The following is a 24980-nucleotide window of genomic DNA, read 5'->3' on the forward strand; positions in this document are numbered from 1 at the left end:
GATGGCGGGGTCTACCCCGCCATTGCCAAGCGGTTGCGACCTTCGCGCTTGGCCACGTACAAGGCGCTGTCGGCCCGGCGCAACAGGCTTTCGGCCGATTCTGCGGCCAGCAGGGTCGAGCAGCCAAGGCTGACGGTCAATTCGATTCTTTCACCTTCCGCCCAATAATCCTGGGCTTGTGTCGCCTGGCGCAGGCGCTCGCCGACCATCGCCGCCGCATCCCGGCCAGTGTTGGACAGCAGGATCAGAAACTCTTCCCCGCCAAACCTGAACACCATATCGACGTTGCGCAACTGGTTCTTGATGGCCTGGGCCACGGTGCGCAGTACGTTGTCGCCGGCGGTATGGCCGTGGGTATCGTTGATGACTTTGAAGTGATCGATGTCCAGCATCAGCAGTGACAGCGGGGTCAGGTGCCGGCGTGCCATGTCGATTTCCCGTTGCAGGGTTTGGTCCATGGCGATGCGGTTACCGGTTTCTGTCAGCGGGTCGAGCAGGGCGCTGCGGGTGGCCGCGCGATAGAGCAGGGCGTTGCGCATCGGGTAGAGCAGGGTGGCCAGCAGGGATTCGAGCTGGCTCAGTTCTTCTTCCTGCAAGCGCTGGTTGCGGCGGAACACCAGCTCACCCAGATGCTCACCTTCATGGCTCAACGCGTAGCTCACCGAATGATGACCGCGATGGCCGAACTCCAGGCGCAGGTCGCTGGCTTCGTGGCGGTACTGGAGGGCGTCGAGGGGGACCAGGCGCTGGATCTCGCGGAAGAACAGGCCGAGGATGCGTTCGGGCTCCAGGCTGGTCTGCAAGTGCATGCTCAACTGCTGGCGCAGCTGGGCGACCGTGGTGGGGCGGCGTGCCAGAACGGACGGTTGACCGAAACCCAGGCGTTGCAACTTGGCACTGTCGAAGTCGATTGCGTGGGTCTGGGTCGGTGTTTTCATAAACTATCAGCCTCTAAGCACTTAACTGTCTTACAGGCTCGATAAGAGTGGCGAGTGCCATGCGTAGTACTGTTCCCTCAGTTCCGTAAAACATTGGAAACAGTTTAAACCGCTTTGCAGTGGGTTATAACCCCTGGGCACTGCCACACGTCTTGTCATCGCCTAACCTGCTTGAAAAGAGTTAGAGCGAGATTCATGCCAAATAGTTTGTTTTTATAAAACTTATTTTAAATCAATCAGCTGTAATTGGCACGCCCGTGCGAATGTAAAGAGTGGCGCCGGTTATTTGGCTATTGGCCCACCAACGTCGTGTGGTCGATCTGGTCGATCGAGGTCACGCCGGTCAGCGTCATGGCCACGCGCATTTCCTTGGCGAAGATATCCAGCAGGTTTTCCACCCCGTGCTGGCCGTCGGCGGCCAGTGCGTAGACGGTGGAGCGTCCCAGCAGGCACGCCTTGGCCCCGAGGGCGAGCATGCGCACCACGTCGAGCCCGGAGCGTACGCCCGAGTCCACCAAGACCGTCAGGTCATCACCGACGGCCTCGGCAATCGGCGGCAACGCCTTGGCGGTGGACAGCACGCCGTCCAGTTGCCGGCCGCCATGGTTGGAGACCACGATGCCATCGGCGCCGAAACTCACGGCGTCCTTGGCGTCCTGCGGGTCGAGGATGCCCTTGATGATCATCGGGCCCTTCCAGAAATCGCGGATCCACTCCAAGTCGTTCCAGCTGATCGATGGGTCGAAGTTGTTGGCCAGCCAGCCGATGTAGTCTTCGAGATGGGTGGGTTTGCCCAGGTATTTGGAGATGTTGCCCAAGTCATGGGGGCGGCCCAACAACCCGACATCCAGCGCCCATTGCGGCTTGGTGACCGCCTGCAGCATGCGCCGCGACGCGGCGAACGGGCCGGACATGCCCGAGTGCGCATCCCGATAACGCGAACCTGGCGTCGGCATGTCCACGGTGAACACCAGCGTGGTGACCCCGGCAGCTTGCGCACGCTCCAGGGCGTTGCGCATGAAGCCGCGGTCCTTGAGCACATAGAGTTGGAACCAGATCGCCTGCGGGCTTTGCGCTGCGACCTCTTCAATGGGGCACACCGACACCGTGGACAGGCAGAAGGGAATGCCCTTGTTCGCCGCCGCCTTGGCGGCTTGCACCTCACCGCGACGTGCGTACATGCCTGTCAGGCCTACAGGGCTGAGGATCACCGGCAGCGCCAGCTCCTGGCCAAACAGCGTGGTCTTGAGGCTCAGGTTGTCGACATTGCGCAGGATGCGTTGACGCAGGCTGATATTCGCCAGGTCCGAACCGTTGGCGCGCATCGTGTGCTCAGCGTTGGCACCACCGTCGATGTAATCGAACAGAAAGCGCGGCAGCTTGCGTCGGGCGGCTTCACGGTAATCGGAAGCGGACGAAATGATCATCAGCGTAAACTCCACAGGTCAAAGGGGGTCCACGATAAGCAAAGCTCTGGCATGATAAAAACAACTTTTTCAACTAGCACCCAGTCGCTAAAGGAATGCCGATGAACCTCAGAACGCTGCGTACCTTTGTCGAAGTGGTGCGCCAGGGCGGTTTTTCCCAGGCGGCTGAGGTGGTGTCCCTGACGCAATCCACGGTCAGTAAAGCGGTCAAGACCCTGGAGGACGAGCTGGGCATGCCGCTGCTCAATCGTCTTGGGCACCGCAACGAACTGACCGCCGCCGGTGAAATGACCTACCGCCGTGCCCTGGTGCTGCTCGCCGAACACAACGACCTGGTGGCCGAGATCAACGACTTGCGCGGCCTCAAGCGCGGCGTGCTGCGCATCGGCTTGCCACCGGTAGGGTGCGGCGTGCTGTTCGCCGCGATGTTTGCGACTTACCGCCGCCGCTATCCGGACATCGAGATAGAGCTCACCGAATACGGCAGCAAAAAACTGCGCGAATGCCTGGAAGCGGGGGAGGTGGACCTGGCAGCCCTGCTGTTACCGGTGGATGAAGGCTTTGATTACCAGCCGGTGCGAAACGAACCCTTGATGGCCGTGTTGCCGGTGGACCATCCGTTGGCACGACGCACCCGCATCGATTTCACTGATCTTGCCGACTCACCGTTCATCCTGTTCGAGGCCGGCTTCGCCCTGAATGCCAAGATCCTCGCCGCCTGCGAGCGCAAAGGCGTGACCCCGCGCGTCGCCGCCCGCAGCGGGCAGATCGACTTTATCGTCGACCTGGTCTCCGCAGGCCTGGGCGTCGCCTTCCTGCCGCGGATGCTGGCGCACAAGCACCAACACGCCGGCATCGCCCTGATCCCCCTGGACGAACCCCACACCGACTGGCACATCGCCCTGGCCTGGCGCGCCAGCGCCCACCTGCCACCAGCAGCACGGGCCTGGTTGGATCTGGCCAAAGAGCAGGCACTTCTGACCACTCATCCGCTTTAATGGCTTAAGAAGCTTGACTTCTTCTTTTTAATCAGTAACATACGGCGAATTCCGCGATAGCTCAGTTGGTAGAGCAAATGACTGTTAATCATTGGGTCCCTGGTTCGAGTCCAGGTCGTGGAGCCAGATAGAGAAAAGCCTGCAGAGATGCAGGCTTTTTTTTTGCCTTGGATTTTGCCCGACCGGTCACGCGCGACATCCATCGCGCGTGAACCTTGCCCTTACAACGTTTGCACAATCACCTGACTTTTCAGATCATTGACCATCCCCTCAATTGCCGGCTTCATCGCGATGAAGTCCTGCGGGCTGCATTGCGCGTCGGTGTGGTTGAACTGGTAGTGGCGGGTGACCACCACGCCGTTGCCATCCTGGGCGTAGGTGGCCTGGTAATCGAAGCCGCCTTGCTTGAGCGACACCGCCTTGGGCACTGCCAGAATGTTTACCGTCTTGGGGAAGTCGAAGCGGGCCTGCTCCGAGATTTCCCCTGAGAGGCAGGTGAAGTTCTGGGTGCGTTCTTTCTCGGCCATAAACGCAAACACGTTCTGGGAGATGCCGCCGGCGAGGCTGGAGAGGGTCGGTACGCCGGTGGGGCCTGGCAGGTTGACCAGGTTGTCGGTGTGGCCCTTGATCACCGACTTGAAGGTCGGTGCGTTGCCGTCTAGTGGGTCGCTCTCGACTTCACCACCACCGGACTGGCCGTACATGCTGAGGATCTTCTGCGTCAGTTGTTTCAAATCGGCAGGGGGCAGCGATTTGAACACGAAGCGATTGAACTCTGCGCTCCAGCCTTCCACGGTGGAAATGTTGTTGAAGTCGGCGGCACCGCTGTCTGCGACGTTGAATGTCAGCGTGTTATCGACCTTGTTCAGTTGGCTGATCGGCGTGCGTTCCAGTACGCCGGTCTGGGTCAGCAGCACCGGTTTGCCCAGTTCCGGGATCGGCAGGTAGCCGGCCGCAAGCGGTGTGGCGGTGGAGTCCAGGTACAGGTCCAGGCTTGGCACGTAGGTGATGGCATGGTTGAGCAGCCCCAGCGTCGGCACGGTTGGCAGGGCGTAGGCGTTGCCGAAGTTGATCAGGGCGGGCGAGCTTTCGATGGCCACGGCCTTGAGCAGGGCTTCGAGCAGGGCGACATGGTCTTTGCAGTCGCCGTAACGGTTGTCCAGCACCGCCTGCGCCGGGTGTGGCACCACGCCGCCGGCGCCGACGTACACGGCGACGTAGCGAATGTTCTTGCGCACCCAGTCACTTAGCGCCAGGGCTTTGCTGCGGGGCGTGTCGAGCTGGGCGGTGAGTTCCTTGGCCAGCTGTGTGATGGCGGGCGTCACGTCAACCTGGGCACGGGCAGCGTAGGCTTGGGCAAATTGGTTGTAGTCGGCGAACGTCGATACGGCCATGAATTGCCCGTAGTCGGTGTAGGCGACAGCGCCGTTTTCTATGCGGGATTTCTCGGTGGGCTGCAGGTCCCAGCGATAGATCTTGCGTCCGGGCGCCGCTGCAGGCGTGGACGCCTTGTAGCCTTTGGCGTCAGCGTACAAGGGCATATTCGCCGGCATATCGTAGGAATAGCTGGTCTGCTCGGTGTGGTAGAAGTCCGGCGCGTTCATGTCTTCAAACTGCTGGGGAAACAACGGCTTGTTGCGTTGACGCTGATACCGCAAGACCAGGCGGTCGCCCACGGCCACATCCGGGAAGATCACCACTTTGACCCGCGAATCCTGGAACATCGGCGCATCCGCCGAAGCCTGCTCCTGCTGTTCCTTGATCTGTTTGGGTTGCACGCGGATTTTGCGGCCGCTGGCTTTCTGGGTGTAGGCCTCGACGACCTTCAGGGTTTCCAGTGTGCGGTTGAAGGCCAGGGGACGCTGGGCGTGCAATTTGATTGCGCGCTCTTCATTGACCTTGGCGATCATTTCCACGTCGAGCACAAAGCTGCCGTCGGCGTTGACCACATAAGACTGGGTGTTTTTTTCGATGGTGAGCGAGTGGTCGGTGTCGTCGGCCTGAGCTTGTGCAGTGAACAGCCCGCAAACGACCACGGCCAGCACACCCAAAAGGCGTGCCGGGAAGAGCGTAAAGCCTTGCATAAAGATCCTTCTGAACGATGACGCGCACCGTCTTCAAGAGGGTGCGCGCTCCTTGGCTAATTCGCTAATGCGAAGCGTTACTATATAGAGATGGCGAAGGGCCTGCTGGCTTTTTACGGATGGTCAGCCCATCAGTACTGCTTGATACGTGGCGCTACAACCGAGGCTGCGATGTCCCACGTCAGCAGCAGTTGGGTAATCGCCGCGTCGATCACGGCATGGGGCACGTTATCGCGCGCGAGGATCGAAACGCCCTGCAAAAAGCTGTCGAACACCGCTGCCATCGCTGCGCCGCTCGGCATGTCGGGCAATTGCCCGGCGCGGATCGCACGCTCGACGCAGGCCACGATTCCCGCCCGCGTGCGCACCCGGGATTGCGTCAGCGCATCCGCCACCCGCGCATTCTCGGGGCTCGGTGCACTCATGACACCAAGCGCCACCATGCAGCCCTTGGGATGCCCGTCTTCACACTGCATGCGCGCCGACTGGCGCAGTGCGGTCTCGATGGCTTGGCGCGGCAGCAGGGTTTCGTCCCACAGGCATTCGGTGACTTGGGCGTAGGTCGCCAGGTAGCGCTGCACGCATTCGTCGAACAGGGCTTCCTTGGAGCCGAACGCGGCGTAAAAACTCGGCGCAGAGATGCCGCCACCCAGTCCGGCTTTGAGCTGGGCGAGGGAAGTGGCGTCGTAGCCGTGTTGCCAGAACAGGTGCATGGCCTGTTCTACGGCGTGGTCGCGGTCGAAGTTACGGGGTCGGCCCATTTGTGCCATTTGCGGTCTCCGGTGGGGAAGCGAGATAAATACTAGTCGATACATAAGTCGTTGACAACGTGCCGTCAGCGCCTGCAACATTTATATCGATCAGTATCTAAGTCCCTCCAAGGAGTTTCCCGTGACCCCCTCACTCAGCTTATCCGCGTCATCCGAACGCCTGCCCATCGGCGCCTTGCTCGCCCTGGCCATGACCGGTTTTATCTGCATCGTCACCGAAACCTTGCCTGCGGGCCTGCTGCCATTGATCAGCGAGGGCCTGGCGATCTCGCCGTCGATGGCCGGGCAGATGGTCACCGCGTATGCGCTGGGCTCGGTGCTCGCGGTGATCCCCATGACCATTGCGACCCGGGGCTGGCGCCGGCGTAATGTGCTGCTGCTGACCATCGTCGGCTTCCTGCTGTTCAACTCCATTACGGCGCTGTCATCCCACTATGGCGTGACCCTGGTTGCGCGTTTTTTTGCCGGTGTCGCGGCGGGATTGGCCTGGAGCCTGTTGGCCGGTTACGCCCGGCGTATGGTCGCGCCGCACCAGCAGGGCAGGGCGCTGGCATTGGCGATGGTCGGCACGCCGATCGCATTGTCGCTGGGTGTGCCGCTGGGTACGTGGCTGGGCGGGTTGATGGGTTGGCGCACCACGTTCGGCCTGATGTCGGCGCTGACGTTGGGGCTGATCGTCTGGGTGTTGGTGAAGGTTCCGGACTATCCACCACAGGCCGCGCATCAGCGTGTGTCCCTGGGCCAGGTGCTGACCACGCCGGGCGTGCGGCCGGTGCTGGCGGTGGTGATCAGTTGGATGCTGGCGCACAACATTCTGTACACCTACATCGCCCCGTTTGTGGCGCAAGCAGGCCTGGCGGCGCGAGTGGATGGGGTACTGCTGGTGTTTGGGGTGGCCGCGTTGGCGGGGATTTGGCTGACGGCCAGATTGGTCGAGCCGTTACTGCGCCAAACCGTTTTGGTCAGCCTCGCGACGTTCGCGGGGGTCAGCGTGGTGTTTGGTTTTGTCGGAAACTTGCCACTGGTGATTTACCTCGGTGTCGCCGTGTGGGGCCTGAGCTTCGGCGGCGCCGCGACACTGTTGCAAACCGCCCTGGCCGACGCGGCGGGAGAGGGCGCGGACGTCGCGCTATCGCTGAATGTGGTGGCGTGGAACAGCGCGATTGCCGCCAGCGGCGTGGCCGGCGGGGTGTTGCTGGAGACCTGGGGAGCGACGTCGTTTCCGTGGGCGATGCTGGCGCTGATCGCGCTGTCATTTGCGCTGGCCTGGGGCGCTCGCAGTCATGGGTTCAAGCCGGGAGCGCGGGGTGCGGGAAAACCTGCAGCCGTCGGGCACTAATCTGACATCCTGTAGTCAATAATCCCTGCAATATCATCCACTTGGCTCCGCTCGCCGGAGCCTGTCGCTTGACTCTCTTCTGAAGATTTAACCCATGTACCTACGCAAAATTGCCGTTGGGCTGTCAGCCCTTGTTTTGCTTTCCGCCGGGGCGAATGCCCGCAGTCAGTCAGACCTCTACACCAAGCAACAAAAACAGCTGTCATTCGACAGTTGCACCGAGCTGTTTCCCACCGCAAAACCAATCAACACCGCCACGGTGCCTGCCGCCATGAAACCCCTGGCGCTGTGCTCCGATCACTTTGCAGTGCTCTATTCGCAGGCCAGCAAGACCCCACTGGTGGTGGTCGAACGCCTGAATGCCGCGCAATTGAAAGACGCCAAGGGTGAGGAACGTACCAACCAGTTCTACGCCGACCCGCGCATTCCCAAAGGTGGCCGCGCCGAGTTGAGCGACTACCGCAGCCAGCACCCGGCCGTGGACCGTGGCCACCAATCCCCAGCCGCCGACGCACCCAACGCCAATGCCATGGCCCAGTCGTTTGCGTTGTCGAACATGGTGCCGCAAGACCCCACCAACAACCGCAAGATCTGGAGCAAGGTCGAGGCCGATGTGCGCAAGTTTGCCGTGCGTGCCGGCGGCGATGTGTATGTGTTCACCGGCCCGCTGTTCGACGCCGGCTACAGCACCATCGGCGACAACCGGGTGTGGGTACCGACGCGGTTGTTCAAGCTGGTATACGACGCCTCGTCCAAGCGCGCCTGGGCCTACGTGCTGCCCAACGCCGAAACCCGCATCCAGAAACCGATGGACTACGACACCTTTGTGAAAAGTACCGGGCTCAAGTTGCTCGGCAACCTTCCCGTGTCGGGCTCGGTGGGACGTACCTGACGGCTACCTGGCCTTTTTCAGCGCCTTCAAACGCTGGGTCGCCCGTTGCACGGCGGCCATTTTCTCCGGGCGTTTCATCTTTTTCCATTTACGGATGTCATCCTTGCTGCGTCCGCAACTGACGCAAAGATCGCCGCTGAGCTGACAGGTGGAGATGCAGGGGTTCTCGATATCTTTAGCCAAGGGTTCACCCGGGGTTGGAATAAGTGGCCGTGGTTACACGGCGCGAAATTCGACGGTGAGGTGGCTCACTTCGTGCACCGGCTTGAGGCGCTCGCGAATGCCCTCGGCATCCGTCGTCGCACAGCCCACCACGCTGACAATCGCCGCGTGTGCGTCGGGCCCTACACGCCAGACGTGCAAGTCGGTGATCCGCGCATCGCCAGGCTGCTCAACCAGCTCGCGGATCTCGGCGGCGACGTGCTCGTCGGTGCGGTCCAGCAGCACGCCAGCGGTCACCCCCATCAAGCTCCAGGCCCAGCGCGCAATGACGATGGCGCCGACAATGCCCATCACCGGGTCCAGCCACACCCAGCCCAGGTAGCGCCCGGCCAGCAACGCGGCAATGGCGAGCACTGAGGTCAGCGCATCGGCGATGACGTGGACGTAGGCAGAGCGCAGGTTGTTGTCATGGCCGTGGTGATGGTCGTGATCGTGGCTATGACCGTGGCCCAAGAGCAGCGCACTGACGATATTGACGACCAGGCCAACCACGGCGATCAAGGTGGCGGTGCCGAATTGCACCTCGGCAGGGTCGAGCAGGCGCATCACCGACTCCACGCCAATCCCCAGCGACACCAGCGCCAGGATCAGCGCCGAGGCAAAGCCGCCGAGATCACCGACCTTGCCTGTGCCAAAGCTGTAGCGCGGGCTGTTCGCATGCCGTTTGGCATAGGCGTACGCAGCGGCAGCAATACCCAACGCGCCGGCATGGGTGGCCATGTGAAAACCGTCAGCGAGCAGGGCCATGGAGCCGGTGATTGCGCCGGCAGCGATTTCCACCACCATCATCGCCACCGTCAGCAACACGACCCACAAGGTGCGCCGGGCGTTTTCATCGTGGGATGAGCCGAGGAACACGTGTTCGTGGGTATGGCTATTGGCGAGGCTCATTTGGAGTAGCGCCGGATGGCTTCAAGCAGCTCCTCGACGCCCTTGCTGCGTGCTTCCTCGGAGAGGGTCGGGTCGGCCACGTGCGCCCTGGCATGGTCTTCGATGATTTCTTCCATCAGGCCGTTGATCGCGCCGCGTGTGGCGGCGACCAGGTGCAGGGTCTTGGCGCAGTCGGCGTCCGCTTCCAGCTCGCGCTCAAGGGCCTGGATCTGCCCGGCGATGCGTTTTACGCGTTTGATCAAGCTGTCTTTGTTTGCGGATACGTGGCCCATGGATATACCCCCCCTACCTATGAAGGAGGCGATCATTGCATACCCCACCCCCCTATAACAAGGTGCGGTTCCACAGCGTCGTCAAACCGCTTGGGTCACTCGTGTTCCGTAACCGGGGCGGCTTCTTCAGCCAGCTTCAGGCGGTCGGCTTTGCTGATGTATTTGTCTTTGGATTTGGGCGCCAGTTTGGCGTTGGCCTTCTTAGCTTTGGCCTTGAATAGTTGCTGCAGTTTTTTCTGGCGATTCATGGGTTTTTATCCGACGGGTGAATGGGCGAATGATACCAGCTTAAAAAACCGTGACCGTTTCCCTGGGTCGCTTTTTAGCGCCGATCTGTGCATTGAATCGCCTTGCGCTTCGCCAATAATCGGGCCGTGCAATACCCGAGCATCCAGCGCTAACGGAAGACATTGATGAGCATCCACACCCGCACCAAACGCATGACCGTCCCGCAACTGGTGGCGATGAAGGGCCAGCAGAAAATCGTCTCCCTGACCGCCTATTCCAGCGCCATTGCCACGCTGATCGACCCGCTGGTGGACTTCATCCTGATCGGCGACTCCACCGCCATGGTCGGTTACGGAAGGCCATCGACCCTGAGCATGCAGCTCGAAGAAATCATCGGCCACACCCGTGCGGTGGTCGATAGCACGCGGCTGGCCTGTGTCATCGCCGACATGCCGTTCGGCAGTTACCAGGAATCCAACGAGCAAGCCTTTCGCAATTGTGCCCAGGTGCTGGCGCGCACGGGTTGCGATGCGGTCAAGCTGGAAGCCAACCAGGCGTTGGCGGGCACCGTCGAGTTTCTGGTGGCACGCGGCATTCCGGTGATGGCGCATGTGGGGTTGATGCCGCAGTTCGTCAACGTGATGGGCGGCTTCAAGGCCCAGGGCCTCACGGCCGAGACCGGCGCGGTGATTGCCGAGGATGCGCGCGCGAACTTGCAGGCCGGGGCCTTCAGCCTGCTGCTGGAAGGGGTCGCCGAAGGCGTGGCGCGGCAGATCACCCTGGACTCGAAAATGCCCACCATTGGCATCGGTGCTTCACCGGCTTGCGACGGCCAGGTGCTGGTCACTGAAGATGTGCTGGGCCTGGGCGGTGAGCATGTGCCGCGCTTCGTCAAGCAGTACGCCGACGTGGGCGCGGTGATCCGCGATGCCTGCGCGCGTTATGCCGACGACGTGCGCCATGGACGTTTCCCTGAGGCGCGGCATTGTTATGGGCTATGACGGATGGCCTGGGCCAGGTGCTGCACGGCGCGGGCAATATCCTTGCTCCAGTCGACGGTGAAGCTCAGGCGCAGGTGATGTTTCCAGGCGCCTTGCTGGCTGAACAGTTCCCCCGGGGCAATGACGATGTGCTGGGCCAGCAGGCGTTCGAATAGGTGACGCATGTCGACCGGATGCGTGGCCTCCAACCAGAAACACGCGCCACCTTGCGGCGGGATTACATGGAACAGGCCCGCGCCGTGTTCATCCAGCAGGCTGCGCAGGCGCGTCATGTGTTCCATCAGCAGGGCGCGCAGGGCCTGTAGATGCAGGTCGAAACGCCGGGTGCCGAACAGTTTGGCGATGGCTTTCTGGCGGCTCGGCGACAGGCGGAATGCCCGCTCCCGGAACTGCTGCTGCAACTGCGCCGCGTGCCCGCGACACAGCACGTAGCCGTAGGGCGCTTCCGCGCCGATGACCTTGTCGAAGGTGGAGAACACCAGCAGTTTCTGTGGGTCGGCAAAGTCGCGGTAACGGGCCGGTTGTGCGGCGAAGTACAGTTCGCCGTACGTGTCGTTTTCGAACAGCCAGATCGCCCGTTGCGCCAGCCAGTGACAGATCTGTTGCTTGTCCTCGGCCGGTGTCACGCTGCCGTGGGGCGTGTTCACCGTCGAGGACAGTACGGCCAGGCGGATGGGTTCCCTGTTGAGCACGTCATCCAGTGCACCGAGGTCAAAGCGCCCGTCGGCGTCGAGCGGCATTTCGATCACGCGGATCCGGGCCGCCTGCAACTGGTGCAGGATCGCCCACGAACAGGGTGATTCCACCAGCGCCACGCTGCCTTCCAGGTTCAGCGCGCGCAGAGACAATGCCAGCACACTGTGCAGGTCCGCGCCGATATACACCTGATCCGCCTGCCAATAGTCGTCAGTGGAACGGGTGTAGCGTTCGGCCAGCGCCGCGCGTAATTCGGTTTCACCGAACGGCAGGAAAAGCGGGGTGGGTGAGCGCGGGTAGTGGCGAGCCCGTTCGCGCTCGATCATCAGTAACGGGTTTTCCAGCGACAGCAGCATGGCCGGCGCGTCGCTGCTCAAGGCCAGCATGTCCGGCTGACGGGCGCTGGCGAAAACCTGGTCAAGCAGGTTGGGTAAGCGTTCATTCACTGCAACAACTGGCATCAACCGAGTGAAATAACCCTGCTTGGGTCTGGCGCAGATGCGTCCTTCATCTTCGAGCAATGCATAGGCGTACTTGGTGGTCGAGACCGACACCCCCAGGCGCTGGGCGAGTTGGCGCAGGGATGGCAGCTTGTGTACGCCTTGCGCCGGGGCCGTCTCGATCAACTCGACGAGGTAGCGGTAGACGGCTTGGTAGGCGAAGGGCGTGGCGTTGGTCTTGTCCATGGTTCCTCCTGCCTATCAAGCCGCTCCGTGGTTACTTGCCAGCAGGTCGTGCGAGGAAGTCGGTGATCAACCCTAGAACCTGCTGCTGGATCACTTCCCGTGGCCGCGCGCCCTGGGCATCGTGACAAATCATCCCGTCACCGGGCGAGCTCTCTTCGATCAGCGCCTCGCCCGTGGGTTTGCAGATCGCCATAAAGCTGAAGTGGGTGGCGTCGTCGATCTTCAAGTACTGCGTTGATGCCTTGGGCAGGCGCTTGGCCAGGTCCGTAGACTCCAATTCAGCGGGCAGATCCGGCCCGTTTGCCGCTGCCGCCAGCACCAATACCGGCACCGGCAGTGCGGCGAGGCTGGCGTCGGTCATGCCGCGTGACAGGCCCAGGTCCAGGGACACCACGGCGGTGACGCGCTTGTCGCGCAAGTCGGCTGCCATCTGGGTGCTGTCGGGGTTCATTTTCTGATAGGCGATGCAGCCAGACAGTTGCACGTGGGCCGCGCAATCCTTGGCGAACAGGGCGGGGTCGAAGCGCGCGCCGGCGATCTCCAGCACGGTCCAGCCACCGAGGGAGTGCCCGATGGCGGCAATCCGCTGCGGGGCGACCGCGCCAAACTGCTGCGGCTGCGCGAGCACCGCATCGATGGCCCGGCTCAGGTCCTTGGGCCGCTGCCACAATTGCGCGGCGGCTTCCGGGTTGCGGTCTTTGCTGGTGGTGCCGGGGTGGTTGACCGCCGCAACGATGTAGCCCTTGTGGGCCAGCGCACTGGCCAGCCACACCTGGTTGCCCCAATTGCCGCCGTTGCCATGGGACATCACCACCAGCGGATGTTTGCCACTGGCAGGCGGCGCGTCGGGTACGGCGAGGGCGCCGTAGAACACGGCATCGTCGCGGATCAATTCCGGTTTGGCTTTGGTGGTGGCCGGGTACCAGACGACCATCTGCAACGGGCGGTTGTTCTGCGCGTCGGGGAGGGTGGTGTTCTGGAAACCGATGGCGCTGTTGTCGGCGAATGCGGGTGTGGTGAGGCCAATCAAGAGCAAGGCGCGGAGGGTGTTTTTCACTGTTGTTATCGTCCTTGAAAGTGAGGCGCGGATCATGACTGGAAATCGGCGGTTTTGGTAGAGGGGGCGGGGGACTAGGACGTTTCTGGTGTCATCCTACTTTTAAGTATGACGGAATTGTCGTTCGTTATTTTGGGAAGTGGGTGGGTGTTGGGGGTTGTTGATTCGTGCAAGAGTGGTGGCGTGGTTCTTTCAGATAGATTGGTTTGATCCTTGTGTATTAACTTCTGACGCTAGGGTGATAATTATGAAGAGGAAAATGATTTGTCCGCGTAAGTATCGGCTCGGCTTTCTAGTGGCAGCGTTGTTGTCCTTCAATGGTGCAGTTTATGCGGTGGACGCGACCATCACTAAGACCGCTGCGCCGGATGTTATTACCGTGATATCAATTGGTGGTACGGGCTTGTCTTTTTTTGGTCTGCGCAATACGGATTTTCCGGATGCAACGGCCGGACGATCGATGAAGTTGCGGGGTATTGAGTGGCGAACAACGTCCTACCCTCAAACGCTCGACGAAAAAGTAGAGCTTTGCTATTTCCGGCCCTTTCAGGGGCTGGAAAACAATTGCAGGCCAATTTGGCCGAGTATGTCGGGTACGTTGCATGATTTTGATGATCTGCCATTCGGCAGGGGCGCATCGGTCACAATAAAACATCATGTAAAGGATGGTGGTGCACGACTGGCTTATCCAGCCGGTACTGACTCGGTGACTTATCACTATAGCTATTAGTTAGTTGCTTTAAACTCTCGTGTGTATGAGGTATGGAGGATATTCATGAATACTATTGTGATGCGGTTTTCTTTAGCGGACAGTCGCTTGGCAAGCGTTCCCTCTAGCGCTGCCCACTCGCCATTGGTTCTGCCTGTGGATGGTGAAAGCAATGCCTCACACACCGAGGGAGGCACTGGTACGATCAGCACGTTGTCAACGCTGGCCCGTCAACTTAGCGAGGCGGCAGAACGGGCTGAAGCCCGCGACACTCGTAAGGTCACGCGCGACACACTTGCCGCAGAAGCCTATCTCGCCAACAAAGCACAATCTGATTCCGAGGGGGCAGCGCTTCTAGCTCGGGCTCGGCAAGCTACCGGCTTCATCGACGGCGCTGATAGCAATCCGTTCAAAGGCCTCGCGCGCGACCAACTGAATCTGATTGCCCGCGATGAGGGGGGCTCCTTTACCATCAACGAGCGGCGCGCCGCGTGGAAGGAGTTGCAGGCTTCCGCCGCGTCTGGCACTGCAAATACTGCCGATGTATCTGCCAGTGGACGGGAGATCATGGTCTCCCGCTTGTTTCTCGGCATCGAGCCCCCAGTTGCCAAAGCTCCAATGACCATGCTCAACATGAGTCAAAGTGCTTATGATTTTCTCACCCGAGATGATCGTGAATTACTGTCGCAAATGTACGCGTATGCGCAGGCGCAAGGTGCAGATTTGCGCAATGTCGATAACGTGGCCGGTTTACTGGCTGACTATCGCCATCACAACGATGGCCGCCAGCTCCTGAATGCCAACAACGGCAAGGGTTACGACCTGGAGGGGTACATGGTTACGGTAGACTTCCAGGCAGAGGATGCAGCCACCGCTTCACGTATCTTGAACGGCACGGCGATCAACAGCACGCTTATCGACCGGGGCTTTCTACGGCACTTTCTCGATCCTGGTTACGGTGCGCTGCAAAACACCAGTGACCTGGCTTTTCTTGAGCAGATGGTGATCAAGTTTTCCGCCGAAGGTGCTGCGCAAACCTCACTCGACAGCAAATTTGCGTCCTACAAGTCCATCAGCATCAACGACAATGTTGTGGTTACCACCCACAGGAACGTGAAACTCCCCCCTTTCGAAGCGCATGTCACGAACGTCGACGGCGTTTGGGCGCTTACCGAAAAAGGCAAAGCCGCCGGATATATGTTGGACAAAACGACCGGCCGGCTGATCAAGCCAGCCGCTCGCCCTGACGATCAGGCGCCGCCGACCCTTGGCCGCGAGACGCCCAACCGCACCGTCATGGAGTTCAGCGCGGACCACCGTGACCAACCAGGCACACGCTGGCTCATGCCCGGCAATCTGTTCAAGCTGATGCGAAATTTCATGTCCTGAGCGCTGTTGATCTTCGACAACCTATCAGCCTTGCACTGTGGGCGGCGTGTGATCGGATGCTGGGGATTGCGCGTCGGGGAGAATGAAGGCCGGGAGCAGTTTCAGCTGTTTGTAAGGGCCGCTGATGAGCGTATTACCGCCCATGGCTTGCAGGGTGATGCGCTCGGACCGGTAGCGATGAAACAGGCTGAACAGCGGCCTTTTCGGCTGGTACACGCCGGGCTGTGGTTCGACGTATTTCAGGGCGAGCATGGCGCTGCCCACGGCCTCTGGATCGACCTGGCCGGGCACGGTCCATTGGGACAGTGCCATGCTGCTGAAGAAGTTGAAAGTGGAACCTATGACTGCACCTATGGCGCCGCCAACGAGCAAGTTCATCTTGAACGTGTCGGTGATGCCAAAGTACTCGGCAAACAACAGGATGGGGGTCATCAGCGCAAGATAAGCGAGGGCTTGCTCTACCGGCGCCCAGGCCTTGGAAGGCTCGGTGCGCAGTTGGTCCTTGAGCTTGAGTTTTTTGATCGTGGTGTCGGGTTGCATGCGTTACCCCTCCTGGGTTGAGACGGTCCTGATGACGAGGCGTCGCATTCTACGCAAAGCGCGGGTGTGATCATACGAAGATCAACTGTGGGAGCTGGCTTGCCTGCGATAGCATCGCCTCTGTATTGCGGGTATACCGAGGTGCCCGCATCGCAGGCAAGCCAGCTCCCACACAATCCCGCTCCCACAGGGTGCAGCGGTGTTCTCAGGGGGGGTTACCGCACCAGGCACGGCTGCTTGTTGTTGAACGTCCACCCCGGAATCAAAAACTGCATCGCCACGCTGTCATCTCGCGCACCGAGGCCCATGCCTTTGTACAGCTCATGTGCCTTGGCCACGGCGTCCATGTCGATGTCCACTCCCAGCCCGGGCTTGCTCGGCACCTGCACGTAGCCGCCTTCGATTTTCAGCGGTTCGCGGGTCAGGCGCTGGCCGTCCTGCCAGATCCAGTGGGTGTCGATGGCGGTGATGTCGCCCGGCGCGGCGGCGGCGACCTGGGTGAACATCGCCAGGGAAATATCGAAGTGGTTGTTGGAGTGCGAACCCCAGGTCAGGCCCCACTCATGGCACATCTGCGCGACGCGTACCGAGCCCTGCATCGTCCAAAAGTGTGGGTCAGCCAGGGGGATGTCCACCGATTGCAGCTGGATCGCGTGGCCCATCTCGCGCCAGTCGGTGGCGATCATGTTGGTGGCGGTTTTAAGGCCGGTGGCGCGGCGGAATTCGGCCATGACTTCGCGGCCGGAATAACCGTTCTCCGCACCGCATGGGTCTTCGGCGTAAGCGAGCACAGGGTGCTGATCGCGGCACAGGCGGATGGCTTCTTTCAATGACCAGGCACCGTTGGGGTCGAGGGTGATGCGCGCATCGGGGAAGCGTTCGGCCAGGGCGGTGACGGCTTCGATTTCGGCGTCGCCGCTCAATACACCCCCTTTGAGTTTGAAGTCGTTGAAGCCGTACTTGGCCTTGGCGGCTTCGGCCAGGCGCACCACGGCGTCGCTGGTCAGCGCCTTTTCGTGGCGCAGGCGGAACCAGTCGTCATCGGCATCCGCTTCGTTGCGGTAGGCCAGGTCGGTGGCGTTGCGGTCGCCGACGTAGAACAGATAACCGAGCATTTTGACCGCATCGCGCTGCTGCCCTTCGCCGAGCAAAGCGGCCACGGGCACTTCGAGGAACTGCCCCAGCAGGTCGAGCAACGCCGCCTCCATGGCGGTAACGGCATGAATGGTGATGCGCAGGTCAAAGGTCTGCAGGCCGCGCCCGGCCGAGTCCCGCGAGGCAAAGGTGCTGCGCATCTGGTTGAGGATGCGCTGGTACTGGCCGATGGGTTGGCCGATCACCAGGCTGCGCGCGTCTTCCAGGGTTTCGCGGATACGTTCGCCGCCGGGCACTTCGCCGACGCCGGTGTGGCCGCTGCTGTCCTTGAGAATGACGATATTGCGCGTGAAATACGGGCCGTGGGCGCCGCTGAGATTGAGCAGCATGCTGTCGTGGCCGGCGACGGGAATGACTTGAAAGTGTGTGACTACTGGCGTGTTCATGGCAGGTTCCTAATTGGGCTCAGAGAGGTTTGCTGATGGCAGCGCCGGTGGGCACGGCGCTTGGCGCCGCCAGCACGGCAGAGGGCGAAGTCTTGGCAAAAAACACCAGGATCGCGGCAAGCACCGAAGTGCCGGCCAGGCCGTAGAGGCCGCCCTGGATCGAGCCGGTGGTTTGTTCCAGGAAACCAAAGGTGGTCGGCGCGACAAAGCCGCCGAGGTTGCCGATGGAATTGATCAGTGCGATCACCGCCGCCGCGATGCGCACATCCAGGTAGCCCTGGGGGATCGGCCAGAACAGTGACGACGCCGACTTGAAACCGATGGCCGCAAAACAGATCGCCACAAAGGCAAACACCGGCCCGCCGGTGGTGGACATGAACATGCCCGCCGCCGCAATCAACAACGCCGCCGCGACCCAGGCCTGCTGGAACTTGAACTTGCCCGACAGCGATGCGAAGGCGTACATGGCGATGATCGAGATCAGCCACGGGATCGAGTTGAAGAACCCCACCTGCACATCACTCAAGTCGCCCATCTTCTTGATGATGCTCGGCAGCCAGAAGGTGGCGGCGTAGATCGTCAGTTGGATGCAGAAGTACAGGGCGCAGAACAGCAGGATCTGGCGATCCTTGAGCAGCTTGCCGAGGGTCGGTTTGACCGTGGTCAGCGCCTCACGCTCGCGTTGTTCGCGGTCGATGGCGTTGACCAGCGCGTCCTGTTCCTCGCGGGTCATCCATTTGGCGTCGTGGGGCTTGGAGTCCAGCCAGAACCACACAAAGAACCCCAGCGCCACAGAGGCCAAACCTTCGATGGCAAACATCCACTGCCAGCCGTGAAAGCCGAAGCCCTCGATCTGCAACAGCGCCCCCGACAACGGCCCGGAAATCAGCGACGCAACCGCCGAGCCGCTGAGGAAAATCGCGATGGCCTTGCCGCGCTCGGCAGCGGGCAGCCAGCGGGTGAAGTAATAGATCACGCCGGGGAAGAAACCCGCTTCGGCCACGCCCAGCAGGAAGCGCAGGATGTAGAAGTGGGTTTCGTTCTGGATGAACGCCATCAGCGTGGCGACGATGCCCCAGGTGAACATGATGCGGGTCAGCCAGATTCGTGCGCCGACCTTTTGCAGCAACATATTGGAGGGGACTTCGAAGAGCGCGTAGCCAATGAAAAACAGCCCGGCACCGAAGCCGTACGCCGCCGCGCCGATGCCCAGGTCGTGCTCCATGTGCGTGCGCACAAAGCCGATATTGACCCGGTCGATGTAGTTGAGGATGAACATGATCACGAACAGTGGGAGCACATGGCCCTTCACTTTGCTCACGGCGCGCGTGAGGGTGGAATCATTGTCTGGTGCGGCAGATGCATGGTTTGAATTGTTCACAATTCAAAACTCCCCCTGATTATTTTTATGCGGGTTTGCGTGTTTTGTTGATAGACATCATACAAGTGGTTTTCTGCGATCTGCAATGCGGTGGTAGGCGATTTTGTTCTTATAAGGCCAGAAGATGATTGCTTGTTTTGGTTATTTACGCTGTTTTTAATGGAGTTTTTTGGATTTTCAGCAGGTGGGGCGATTCATGGGTAAGCGATGAGCCTGAAAGTCGATATTGTGGGTTTTCAGATTGGTTGTCATACAAGTTCGTCGGTTTTTCAATCAACCCAGCGTCACCTCCGGGCAGGGTGTTAAGCTCCCTCCCAGCCCAACCCCGTGGACCCGTCACGATGCCCATTGAAAGCGCGCCTCCTGTGCGTAAACGCTCCAGCAACCTCGCCCAAGGTGTGGTTGAAGCGCTGACCCAGCGCATCCTGCTCGGGCAGTTGCAGCCCGGTGAAAAATTGCCGTCCGAATCCACCATCGTGGCCGAGCATGGTGTCAGCCGCACCGTGGTGCGCGAGGCACTGTCCAAGTTGCAGGCGTCGGGGTTGGTGGAGACGCGCCACGGCATCGGCACCTTTGTGCTGGCGCCGCAAGCGCAGTCCGGGCTGCGCCTGCATGTGGACACGCTCGCCAGCGTGCGCAGCATGCTGGAGTTGCGCCTGGGCCTGGAGGTGCAGGCCGTGGCGCTGGCCGCCCAACGCCGCAGCGATGCGCAACTGGCGCGCATGCGCGAAGTGCTGAGCGACTACCAGGCCTCCCTGGCCAACAACGACAGTTGTGTGGAAGAGGACAAACGCTTCCACCAATTGATCGCCGAAGCCACCGGCAATACGTTCTTCAGCGAAATCATGCTGCACCTGGGCAATGCGATGATTCCGCGCACTCAGGTCAAGGCCGCCGAACGCGGTGGCGCGGACTTCGCCCAATTGGGGCAACTGGCGCATCTGGAGCATGAGGCGATCTTCAACGCGATCAAGCGCCAGGACCCGGACGCTGCACGCGCCGCGATGGTGCTGCACTTGACCAATAGCCGCGATCGTTTTTCGGGAGAGTAGGGCAGTTGAACGAACACACTTTATCTGCGCGCCTGGAGCGCGTGGCGGCAAACGTACCCCTGGGCGCGCGGCTGGCCGATATCGGCTCCGACCACGGCTACTTGCCGGTGGCCTTGCTGCGCCGGGGCGCGATCAGCGCGGCGGTGGCCGGTGAGGTGGCGACCACGCCGTTTCATGCGGCCCTACGCACGGTGCGTGACAACGGCCTGGAGCAGCACGTCACGGTGCGCCTGGCCAACGGCTTGGCGGCCATCGAAGCGCAGGACCGGATCACTGCGATCAGCATCTGCGGCATGGGCGGCGAGACCATCCGCGACATCCTCGACAGCGGCAAGGCGTACCTCAGCGGCCAGGAGCGCCTGATCCTGCAACCCAACGGCGGCGAGCAACCGTTGCGCCAATGGTTGATGGACAACGGCTACGCCATCCTCACTGAAGAGTTGCTGCACGAAAACCGTTTCTACTATGAAATCATCGTCGCCGAGAGCAGCGAGCCGGTGCAGTACAGTGCCGAGCAACTGTACTTTGGCCCGCTGCAAATGCAGGCGCGCAGCCCGGCATTTTTGGCCAAGTGGCAACGCATGCTGCGCCAGAAGCAGAAGACCCTCGCCAGCCTTGAACAGGCGCGCCAGGCGGTGCCCGAGGCGACGCTACAAGAGATCGCCCAACAGGCCCGCTGGATCACCGCGCTGCTGGCCTGACAGACCGTTATTCAATAAGGATTCCCGCAATGGCAGACGCCACCGACCAAGCTTTTTATGACCGTGCAGACGCGCACATCGAACTCTCCAACGAGCAGCTCAAGGCGGAGGAAAACCTCGGCCAGGTCAGCGCCTCGATGATGTTTGGCACCACCCGCTTCAATGCCTGGGCCAGTGCGCGCAACTTCAAGTCCGGCGCGGAAATGGCCGAGGCGCGCGAGGCGATGTTGAAGTATTTCTGCGATCAGTACCGGATGATGCTTGAGGATAATCTGGATGATCACATCAACAATTTTGACAGGTACAAGATGGGCAAATAAGCCCTCAGGATTGCCGTCAGGGCGCGAAGTCTGAAGGCTCCTGTTCGGCAGTGGGCGGTTTGGCGGGGGCGTGGGCCAGTGGGCTGATCAGGTTGGTGTATTCCTCGATGATGCGGTTGATCGCCTCCGGTGGTTCGCAGGCCTTGAATTCGATGCGGATCTGCACTTCGTCGGGATCACGCTCCTGGCCTTCGCGCTTGGTGGTGCCGAAGGTCACGAAAAACTTCTCGCTCTGCAGGTCGCCGTTTTCCAGATCGTGGCTGGCCTTCTGCACTTCGGTGCTGTGCATCTTTACCGACAGGTCTACATCCATTTTGTGCAGCGCCAAACCCTTGGGGGCCACCAGTGCGATCAGCGGTACGGTGATGGTATGGCCCTCGGTCAGGGCGATATCGACCATCTTGGCCTTCATTGGCGTGCCCAGGTCTTCAACGTTGTAATCGAAGAATTGGTCGAACAAGGCGATGTATTGCTGGGCGATCAGGTTGTGCGTGGCCGCTGCTGCCTGGTGCAACCCGCGGGTGATGTGGCTCAAGTCACTGGCCGACATGGGTTCCTTGGGGCGTGAGAAAAATGCCATGGTGGATTCCTTTCAGGTCGAGTGGGTTGCCCCGCCGTGAGGCGGGGCGGTTGGCGTTACTTAGTTTTTTCCGCAGGCTTGGCGTCAGGCAAAGGCAGTACCCCTGCTTTTGGCAGTTCCGTCGGGCTGGTTGCAGTGGCGTTTGGCAGCATGACCGGTTTGGTCGCTGCATCGGTGAGGAAGTCGATGACGCGCATCAGCGCTTCCGGTGGGTCCTGACGCACGATTTTGGTCTTGATTTCGTAGCGTGCGCGGGTGTCGGTCTTGCGGGTCTGGCTGGACTTGTGGCTGGCGGAGCCTTTCACGGTCACGCTGAACGGGCCCCAGCCCATTTTGGCGTCAAAGCCACCGGAAACATCAGTGGAGCTTTTGTCCTCGGCCATCTGGGTGATGGTCAGCTCGAACTCGATGCTGCCTTCTTGGATGGTGATGTTGGGGTGGCTGATGGCGGCCAGCAGCGGAATGCGCATGGACTTGCTGACTGTGCCCTTGTAGACACCTTGTTCATCAACCAGGGTTTCGTCGTAGTCGAACTGCACCGAAACGGCCTTGCCGTCCTGGATGCACACGCCCATGAGGAAGTCCGCATAGGCTTTGCTCGCAGCGACTTGTGCCTGAATCATTGCCATCAGCGGGCCAGTGATCATCTTGTCCAGAGGAAGGGCGGCTATCACGCCTCCAATGAGACCTTTATCAATATCTGCCATGTCTAATTTCCTTATCGTGAGTGCGCGAAAGTGCGCAACTTCAATCTATCCATGCTGAACTTTCTGATTCAGTAGGAAGTAATTACCGATGAAGACAAGTTTCCTGGCGCCGGATATTGGCGATCTGCCGCAGGCTCAGCCCATACTTTTCGGCCAATACACTTCGCGATACACCGTTGGAAATACCCATTTGAATATGTTGATTACGGATCTGCCGAAAAAAATGGTCGGACTTCGGTATTTCCAAAGCAATACCCGCGAAATCATTGATCAGCGCTTGCAGTGATTCCGTTGACAAGATCAGCGCCAACGAAGTGCGTTGAACCTGTTTTGGAATGTATTTAGGGCGGCCGCCATACACGCACGTCAGGCGGAAAGCATCTTCCAAACCGATACAGGCAACCAACACCTGAAGGGAGTGGGGGAGTTGGTGGACATCAATGTGTCCCAGGTCGATCGGTTCCATCGGTCTTACCTCCTTGGCGTGAGAGCTGGTCAGAGCTTAGGAAGTAATGAACGCCGATAATCAGTAGGAAACTTTACCTATGAAAGTAGGGAAGTTTTACCTTCTGAAGATGATCCCGCCTGAGTGATGGACTTGAGTTTCCTAAACCAAGAGGGAACTACCCATGTCCAGTCATTCGATTGATATGGCATTTATTGCCAGGCTCGAAGGTGGGCCGGCCACACGCGGTTATGTGCCGGACCCGGAACACAGTCGGAGCGGGGTCACCATAGGTACAGGCTTTGATCTGGGGCAGCAGAAAAATCTGGATATGCTGCCCAAAGACCTTGCCCAGCGGCTTGCGCCTTACCTTGGGCTGATTGGCGCGAAGGCCGTAGCGCGCTTGCAAACGCTGCCGCTGAACGTCAGCGCAGACGATGCATGCAGGATTGACGAGGCTTACAAGGCGCCCTTTATCGCACGCTTGAGCAGCGACTACAGCAAAGCTGCCGGGCGCCCGTTTGATGCATTGCCGGCACCGATGCAGACGGTGATCGCTTCAGTTGCCTTCCAATATGGCAACCTCGCCATTCGCACTCCAAAGTTCTGGGCGCAAGTGGTGGCGGGGGACTGGAAGGCCGCAGAAAGTAATTTGCGCAATTTTGGTGACCGCTATTCCACCCGCCGTTGCAAGGAAGCGGATTTGTTGGCGAGTGCGTTGTAACGGTAAAGATACAGCCACCCGAGATTGCCTCGGGTGGCTGTTTGCATCATGGGCAGGGTTTGGCCAGCAATAAACTGACCGCCCCCATTTTTTCTGCGTCATCTACACGGGTGCCGTTGGGCAGGGTGCGCCAGTCCACGTCGACGCACAGTGCCGTGACCGCGACCTTATTGGCTAAGCCTACTTTTACCGCGAAGTCATAACGGTAGGTTGCGCGAGTGGACGCGAAGGGCTTGACACTGCTTGCGTTCGTTAGAACTTTGTATACGAGGTCGGGTACTTGCTTCATCGGCACGGTGAAGTAAGTGGGCGATTGCTCGCTGAAGTAACCGGTTGTTCGTGTGCTTTTCCATAATTGCTGCCACTGGAAGTTGCTTGCATGGGCACTCAGTGTGGCGGCATAGTCTTTCAGTGTTTGGGGTTCAACTTCTTCGGTGTTCAAAGCGTGTGCGGGGGAGGCCAATAAAGACAGTGCAGCCAGTGAAACAGCGGTTAGAAAACGACGGTCCATGATCAATTCCTTTTTTCCTGGGTGATGAAAAAGCCTGTTCGAAAACAGGCTTTTTCTGTTGCTGCATCAGTAATAGCTCAATAGCTGTCTTCCACCAGGGATGCCCAGCTATCGGCGTTGGTGATGACCTGATTCAGGTCGTTATCATGTTGCTGGGCGTACTCCAGGAGGCGCAGGCAGGCCTCACGGCCGTCAGCGTTGTCGTCGGTGTCCAACACATCGCGAAAATGGCTGACTTCGTGGATAAGCGTACTGGAGCGCGAACCAATGCCATACGTCGTAGCATCGAAGAAGGGCTGGGCAAGTGTGATGGCGTGATTTGCGCCTTTCAGGTTCACATCGACTTCAGCGTACCAATCAGACTGTGAGTTTGTGTCAGTGTCATAAAAGATCTTGGTTTGATGTATCTCACTCAACGCCTTGCGGATCACACCCAGGCGTTGGGCCAGCACTTTCAAGTCTTGGCGATGGTTGACGCCCATCCACACCTCGGCGACGGTGGCATTGCCGGCGTTGAGTTGGCCGATGGTGTAGTTGAGTGCGCGCAGTGCAGCCCAGCGTGCTGCACGATAGGTTCTTGCTTCGGAGCTGGTCAGTGGACGAGGCATGATGAATCTCCAGTGGTGTTAGGAGATTTCAGTCTGAGCGGGTGCAAAAGGCGTGATCAGCAGGAAGTGATTCCACTGCAGGCACGCGTTGCGCCATTAGTTACAGATGCGCCCTCGATACTGAGTGCTTTTGCCCCATTTTCGCGCACGGCGCGTGCACTTCTAGCGTGCCACCCCGCCTGTTTCCTACGTCCTGACCACGGCCCGTATCTTGCTAGAGCCAAGCTAATCAATGACATGGCGTTTTGCCGTTAGTCATTTCAAGGCTTTG

At 60.1% G+C, this 24980-nt stretch carries 28 protein-coding genes and 1 tRNA gene; 11 read left to right on the forward strand and 18 right to left on the reverse strand.

The window, feature by feature from the left end; all coding sequences use genetic code 11:
* Nucleotides 1-11 precede the first annotated feature (11 nt).
* Nucleotides 12-938, reverse strand: coding sequence for a GGDEF domain-containing protein (locus ACZRMO_RS17155; protein ID WP_463973588.1), 927 nt, complete (start codon nucleotides 936-938; stop codon nucleotides 12-14).
* A gap of 290 nt (nucleotides 939-1228) precedes the next feature.
* Nucleotides 1229-2365 carry an FMN-dependent L-lactate dehydrogenase LldD gene (gene lldD / locus ACZRMO_RS17160; protein ID WP_448183711.1) on the reverse strand — a complete coding sequence of 379 codons (1137 nt, stop codon included), beginning with the start codon at nucleotides 2363-2365 and terminating at the stop codon, nucleotides 1229-1231.
* A 101-nt stretch (nucleotides 2366-2466) separates the two neighbouring features.
* Here lldD and ACZRMO_RS17165 point away from each other — a divergent pair, with 101 nt between their 5' ends.
* Both ACZRMO_RS17165 and ACZRMO_RS17170 read left to right on the forward strand, forming a co-directional pair.
* Entirely contained in the window at nucleotides 2467-3363 is an 897-nt protein-coding gene (locus ACZRMO_RS17165) for a LysR family transcriptional regulator (RefSeq protein ID WP_463973589.1), read from the forward strand.
* A gap of 50 nt (nucleotides 3364-3413) precedes the next feature.
* Nucleotides 3414-3489, forward strand: a tRNA-Asn gene (locus ACZRMO_RS17170).
* Nucleotides 3490-3584: 95 nt separating this feature from the next.
* On the opposite strand, the gene ACZRMO_RS17175 is transcribed toward ACZRMO_RS17170, so the two are convergent.
* The gene (locus ACZRMO_RS17175) at nucleotides 3585-5447 is read right to left on the reverse strand and encodes a DUF3857 domain-containing transglutaminase family protein (RefSeq protein ID WP_463973590.1); all 1863 of its coding nucleotides are present in this window, start codon (nucleotides 5445-5447) and stop codon (nucleotides 3585-3587) included.
* 131 nt (nucleotides 5448-5578) lie between these two features.
* The gene (locus tag ACZRMO_RS17180) at nucleotides 5579-6217 is read right to left on the reverse strand and encodes a TetR/AcrR family transcriptional regulator (RefSeq protein WP_463973591.1); all 639 of its coding nucleotides are present in this window, start codon (nucleotides 6215-6217) and stop codon (nucleotides 5579-5581) included.
* A 121-nt stretch (nucleotides 6218-6338) separates the two neighbouring features.
* Here ACZRMO_RS17180 and ACZRMO_RS17185 point away from each other — a divergent pair, with 121 nt between their 5' ends.
* Nucleotides 6339-7556 carry an MFS transporter gene (locus ACZRMO_RS17185; protein WP_463973592.1) on the forward strand — a complete coding sequence of 406 codons (1218 nt, stop codon included), beginning with the start codon at nucleotides 6339-6341 and terminating at the stop codon, nucleotides 7554-7556.
* A 94-nt stretch (nucleotides 7557-7650) separates the two neighbouring features.
* On the forward strand, nucleotides 7651-8448 hold the full coding sequence (locus ACZRMO_RS17190) for a DNA/RNA non-specific endonuclease (RefSeq protein ID WP_463973593.1): 798 nt from the start codon (nucleotides 7651-7653) through the stop codon (nucleotides 8446-8448).
* A 3-nt stretch (nucleotides 8449-8451) separates the two neighbouring features.
* Here ACZRMO_RS17190 and ACZRMO_RS17195 read toward each other — a convergent pair whose 3' ends face one another.
* The 4 genes from ACZRMO_RS17195 to ACZRMO_RS17210 form a co-directional block, all read right to left on the reverse strand.
* Nucleotides 8452-8631, reverse strand: a complete 180-nt coding sequence (locus tag ACZRMO_RS17195) for a DUF1289 domain-containing protein (RefSeq protein WP_463973594.1) — start codon at nucleotides 8629-8631, stop codon at nucleotides 8452-8454.
* 33 nt (nucleotides 8632-8664) lie between these two features.
* Nucleotides 8665-9561, reverse strand: coding sequence for a CDF family Co(II)/Ni(II) efflux transporter DmeF (gene dmeF / locus ACZRMO_RS17200; RefSeq protein ID WP_463973595.1), 897 nt, complete (start codon nucleotides 9559-9561; stop codon nucleotides 8665-8667).
* On the reverse strand, nucleotides 9558-9833 hold the full coding sequence (locus ACZRMO_RS17205) for a metal/formaldehyde-sensitive transcriptional repressor (protein ID WP_463973596.1): 276 nt from the start codon (nucleotides 9831-9833) through the stop codon (nucleotides 9558-9560). The genes dmeF and ACZRMO_RS17205 overlap by 4 nt, the downstream gene beginning before the upstream one ends.
* A gap of 95 nt (nucleotides 9834-9928) precedes the next feature.
* A complete protein-coding gene (locus tag ACZRMO_RS17210; protein WP_463973597.1) occupies nucleotides 9929-10081 on the reverse strand; it encodes a DUF2986 domain-containing protein in 153 nt (50 codons plus the stop codon).
* Nucleotides 10082-10246: 165 nt separating this feature from the next.
* Between ACZRMO_RS17210 and panB the strand changes: the two genes are divergently transcribed.
* Nucleotides 10247-11062: a 3-methyl-2-oxobutanoate hydroxymethyltransferase gene (gene panB / locus ACZRMO_RS17215; protein ID WP_463973598.1), complete on the forward strand. Its 816-nt coding sequence runs from the start codon at nucleotides 10247-10249 to the stop codon at nucleotides 11060-11062.
* Here panB and ACZRMO_RS17220 read toward each other — a convergent pair.
* Complete coding sequence (locus ACZRMO_RS17220) at nucleotides 11050-12444, reverse strand: aminotransferase-like domain-containing protein (RefSeq protein WP_463973599.1); 1395 nt, start codon at nucleotides 12442-12444, stop codon at nucleotides 11050-11052. The two genes, panB and ACZRMO_RS17220, sit on opposite strands and share 13 nt — an antisense overlap.
* A gap of 31 nt (nucleotides 12445-12475) precedes the next feature.
* Complete coding sequence (locus ACZRMO_RS17225) at nucleotides 12476-13501, reverse strand: alpha/beta hydrolase family protein (RefSeq protein WP_463973600.1); 1026 nt, start codon at nucleotides 13499-13501, stop codon at nucleotides 12476-12478.
* Between the two features lie 247 nt (nucleotides 13502-13748).
* On the opposite strand from ACZRMO_RS17225, the gene ACZRMO_RS17230 reads away from it, so the two are divergent.
* Nucleotides 13749-14231 (forward strand): hypothetical protein, encoded by a 483-nt coding sequence (locus tag ACZRMO_RS17230; protein ID WP_463973601.1) that lies wholly within the window; start codon nucleotides 13749-13751, stop codon nucleotides 14229-14231.
* A 45-nt stretch (nucleotides 14232-14276) separates the two neighbouring features.
* On the forward strand, nucleotides 14277-15599 hold the full coding sequence (locus ACZRMO_RS17235; RefSeq protein WP_463973602.1) for a hypothetical protein: 1323 nt from the start codon (nucleotides 14277-14279) through the stop codon (nucleotides 15597-15599).
* Between the two features lie 24 nt (nucleotides 15600-15623).
* Here the strand turns inward: ACZRMO_RS17235 and ACZRMO_RS17240 are convergent, their stop codons facing one another.
* The 3 genes from ACZRMO_RS17240 to ACZRMO_RS17250 form a co-directional block, all read right to left on the reverse strand.
* Nucleotides 15624-16139 (reverse strand): hypothetical protein, encoded by a 516-nt coding sequence (locus tag ACZRMO_RS17240; protein ID WP_463973603.1) that lies wholly within the window; start codon nucleotides 16137-16139, stop codon nucleotides 15624-15626.
* 215 nt (nucleotides 16140-16354) lie between these two features.
* A complete protein-coding gene (gudD, locus tag ACZRMO_RS17245; RefSeq protein WP_463973604.1) occupies nucleotides 16355-17680 on the reverse strand; it encodes a glucarate dehydratase in 1326 nt (441 codons plus the stop codon).
* Between the two features lie 19 nt (nucleotides 17681-17699).
* The gene (locus tag ACZRMO_RS17250; protein ID WP_463973605.1) at nucleotides 17700-19061 is read right to left on the reverse strand and encodes an MFS transporter; all 1362 of its coding nucleotides are present in this window, start codon (nucleotides 19059-19061) and stop codon (nucleotides 17700-17702) included.
* A 341-nt stretch (nucleotides 19062-19402) separates the two neighbouring features.
* Here ACZRMO_RS17250 and ACZRMO_RS17255 point away from each other — a divergent pair, with 341 nt between their 5' ends.
* Genes ACZRMO_RS17255 through ACZRMO_RS17265 form a run of 3 tightly spaced genes read left to right on the forward strand, consistent with a single transcriptional unit; the run spans nucleotide 19403 to nucleotide 21134 of the window.
* Entirely contained in the window at nucleotides 19403-20113 is a 711-nt protein-coding gene (locus tag ACZRMO_RS17255) for a FadR/GntR family transcriptional regulator (RefSeq protein ID WP_463973606.1), read from the forward strand.
* Between the two features lie 5 nt (nucleotides 20114-20118).
* Nucleotides 20119-20814 carry a tRNA (adenine(22)-N(1))-methyltransferase gene (locus ACZRMO_RS17260; protein ID WP_463973607.1) on the forward strand — a complete coding sequence of 232 codons (696 nt, stop codon included), beginning with the start codon at nucleotides 20119-20121 and terminating at the stop codon, nucleotides 20812-20814.
* 29 nt (nucleotides 20815-20843) lie between these two features.
* Entirely contained in the window at nucleotides 20844-21134 is a 291-nt protein-coding gene (locus tag ACZRMO_RS17265) for a DUF3144 domain-containing protein (protein WP_124525773.1), read from the forward strand.
* A 16-nt stretch (nucleotides 21135-21150) separates the two neighbouring features.
* Here the strand turns inward: ACZRMO_RS17265 and ACZRMO_RS17270 are convergent, their stop codons facing one another.
* The 3 genes from ACZRMO_RS17270 to ACZRMO_RS17280 form a co-directional block, all read right to left on the reverse strand.
* Complete coding sequence (locus ACZRMO_RS17270) at nucleotides 21151-21714, reverse strand: DUF2589 domain-containing protein (protein ID WP_124525772.1); 564 nt, start codon at nucleotides 21712-21714, stop codon at nucleotides 21151-21153.
* A 56-nt stretch (nucleotides 21715-21770) separates the two neighbouring features.
* Nucleotides 21771-22421 carry a DUF2589 domain-containing protein gene (locus tag ACZRMO_RS17275; protein WP_124525771.1) on the reverse strand — a complete coding sequence of 217 codons (651 nt, stop codon included), beginning with the start codon at nucleotides 22419-22421 and terminating at the stop codon, nucleotides 21771-21773.
* 82 nt (nucleotides 22422-22503) lie between these two features.
* Nucleotides 22504-22887 carry a transcriptional regulator gene (locus tag ACZRMO_RS17280; protein ID WP_124525770.1) on the reverse strand — a complete coding sequence of 128 codons (384 nt, stop codon included), beginning with the start codon at nucleotides 22885-22887 and terminating at the stop codon, nucleotides 22504-22506.
* A 163-nt stretch (nucleotides 22888-23050) separates the two neighbouring features.
* Between ACZRMO_RS17280 and ACZRMO_RS17285 the strand changes: the two genes are divergently transcribed.
* Nucleotides 23051-23590 (forward strand): pesticin C-terminus-like muramidase, encoded by a 540-nt coding sequence (locus ACZRMO_RS17285; RefSeq protein ID WP_463973608.1) that lies wholly within the window; start codon nucleotides 23051-23053, stop codon nucleotides 23588-23590.
* Nucleotides 23591-23636: 46 nt separating this feature from the next.
* On the opposite strand, the gene ACZRMO_RS17290 is transcribed toward ACZRMO_RS17285, so the two are convergent.
* The gene (locus tag ACZRMO_RS17290) at nucleotides 23637-24101 is read right to left on the reverse strand and encodes a hypothetical protein (protein ID WP_463973609.1); all 465 of its coding nucleotides are present in this window, start codon (nucleotides 24099-24101) and stop codon (nucleotides 23637-23639) included.
* A gap of 77 nt (nucleotides 24102-24178) precedes the next feature.
* A complete protein-coding gene (locus tag ACZRMO_RS17295; RefSeq protein ID WP_463973610.1) occupies nucleotides 24179-24709 on the reverse strand; it encodes a M35 family metallo-endopeptidase in 531 nt (176 codons plus the stop codon).
* Nucleotides 24710-24980 lie beyond the last annotated feature (271 nt).

The sequence above is a fragment of the Pseudomonas sp. B611 genome, assembly GCF_055407965.1.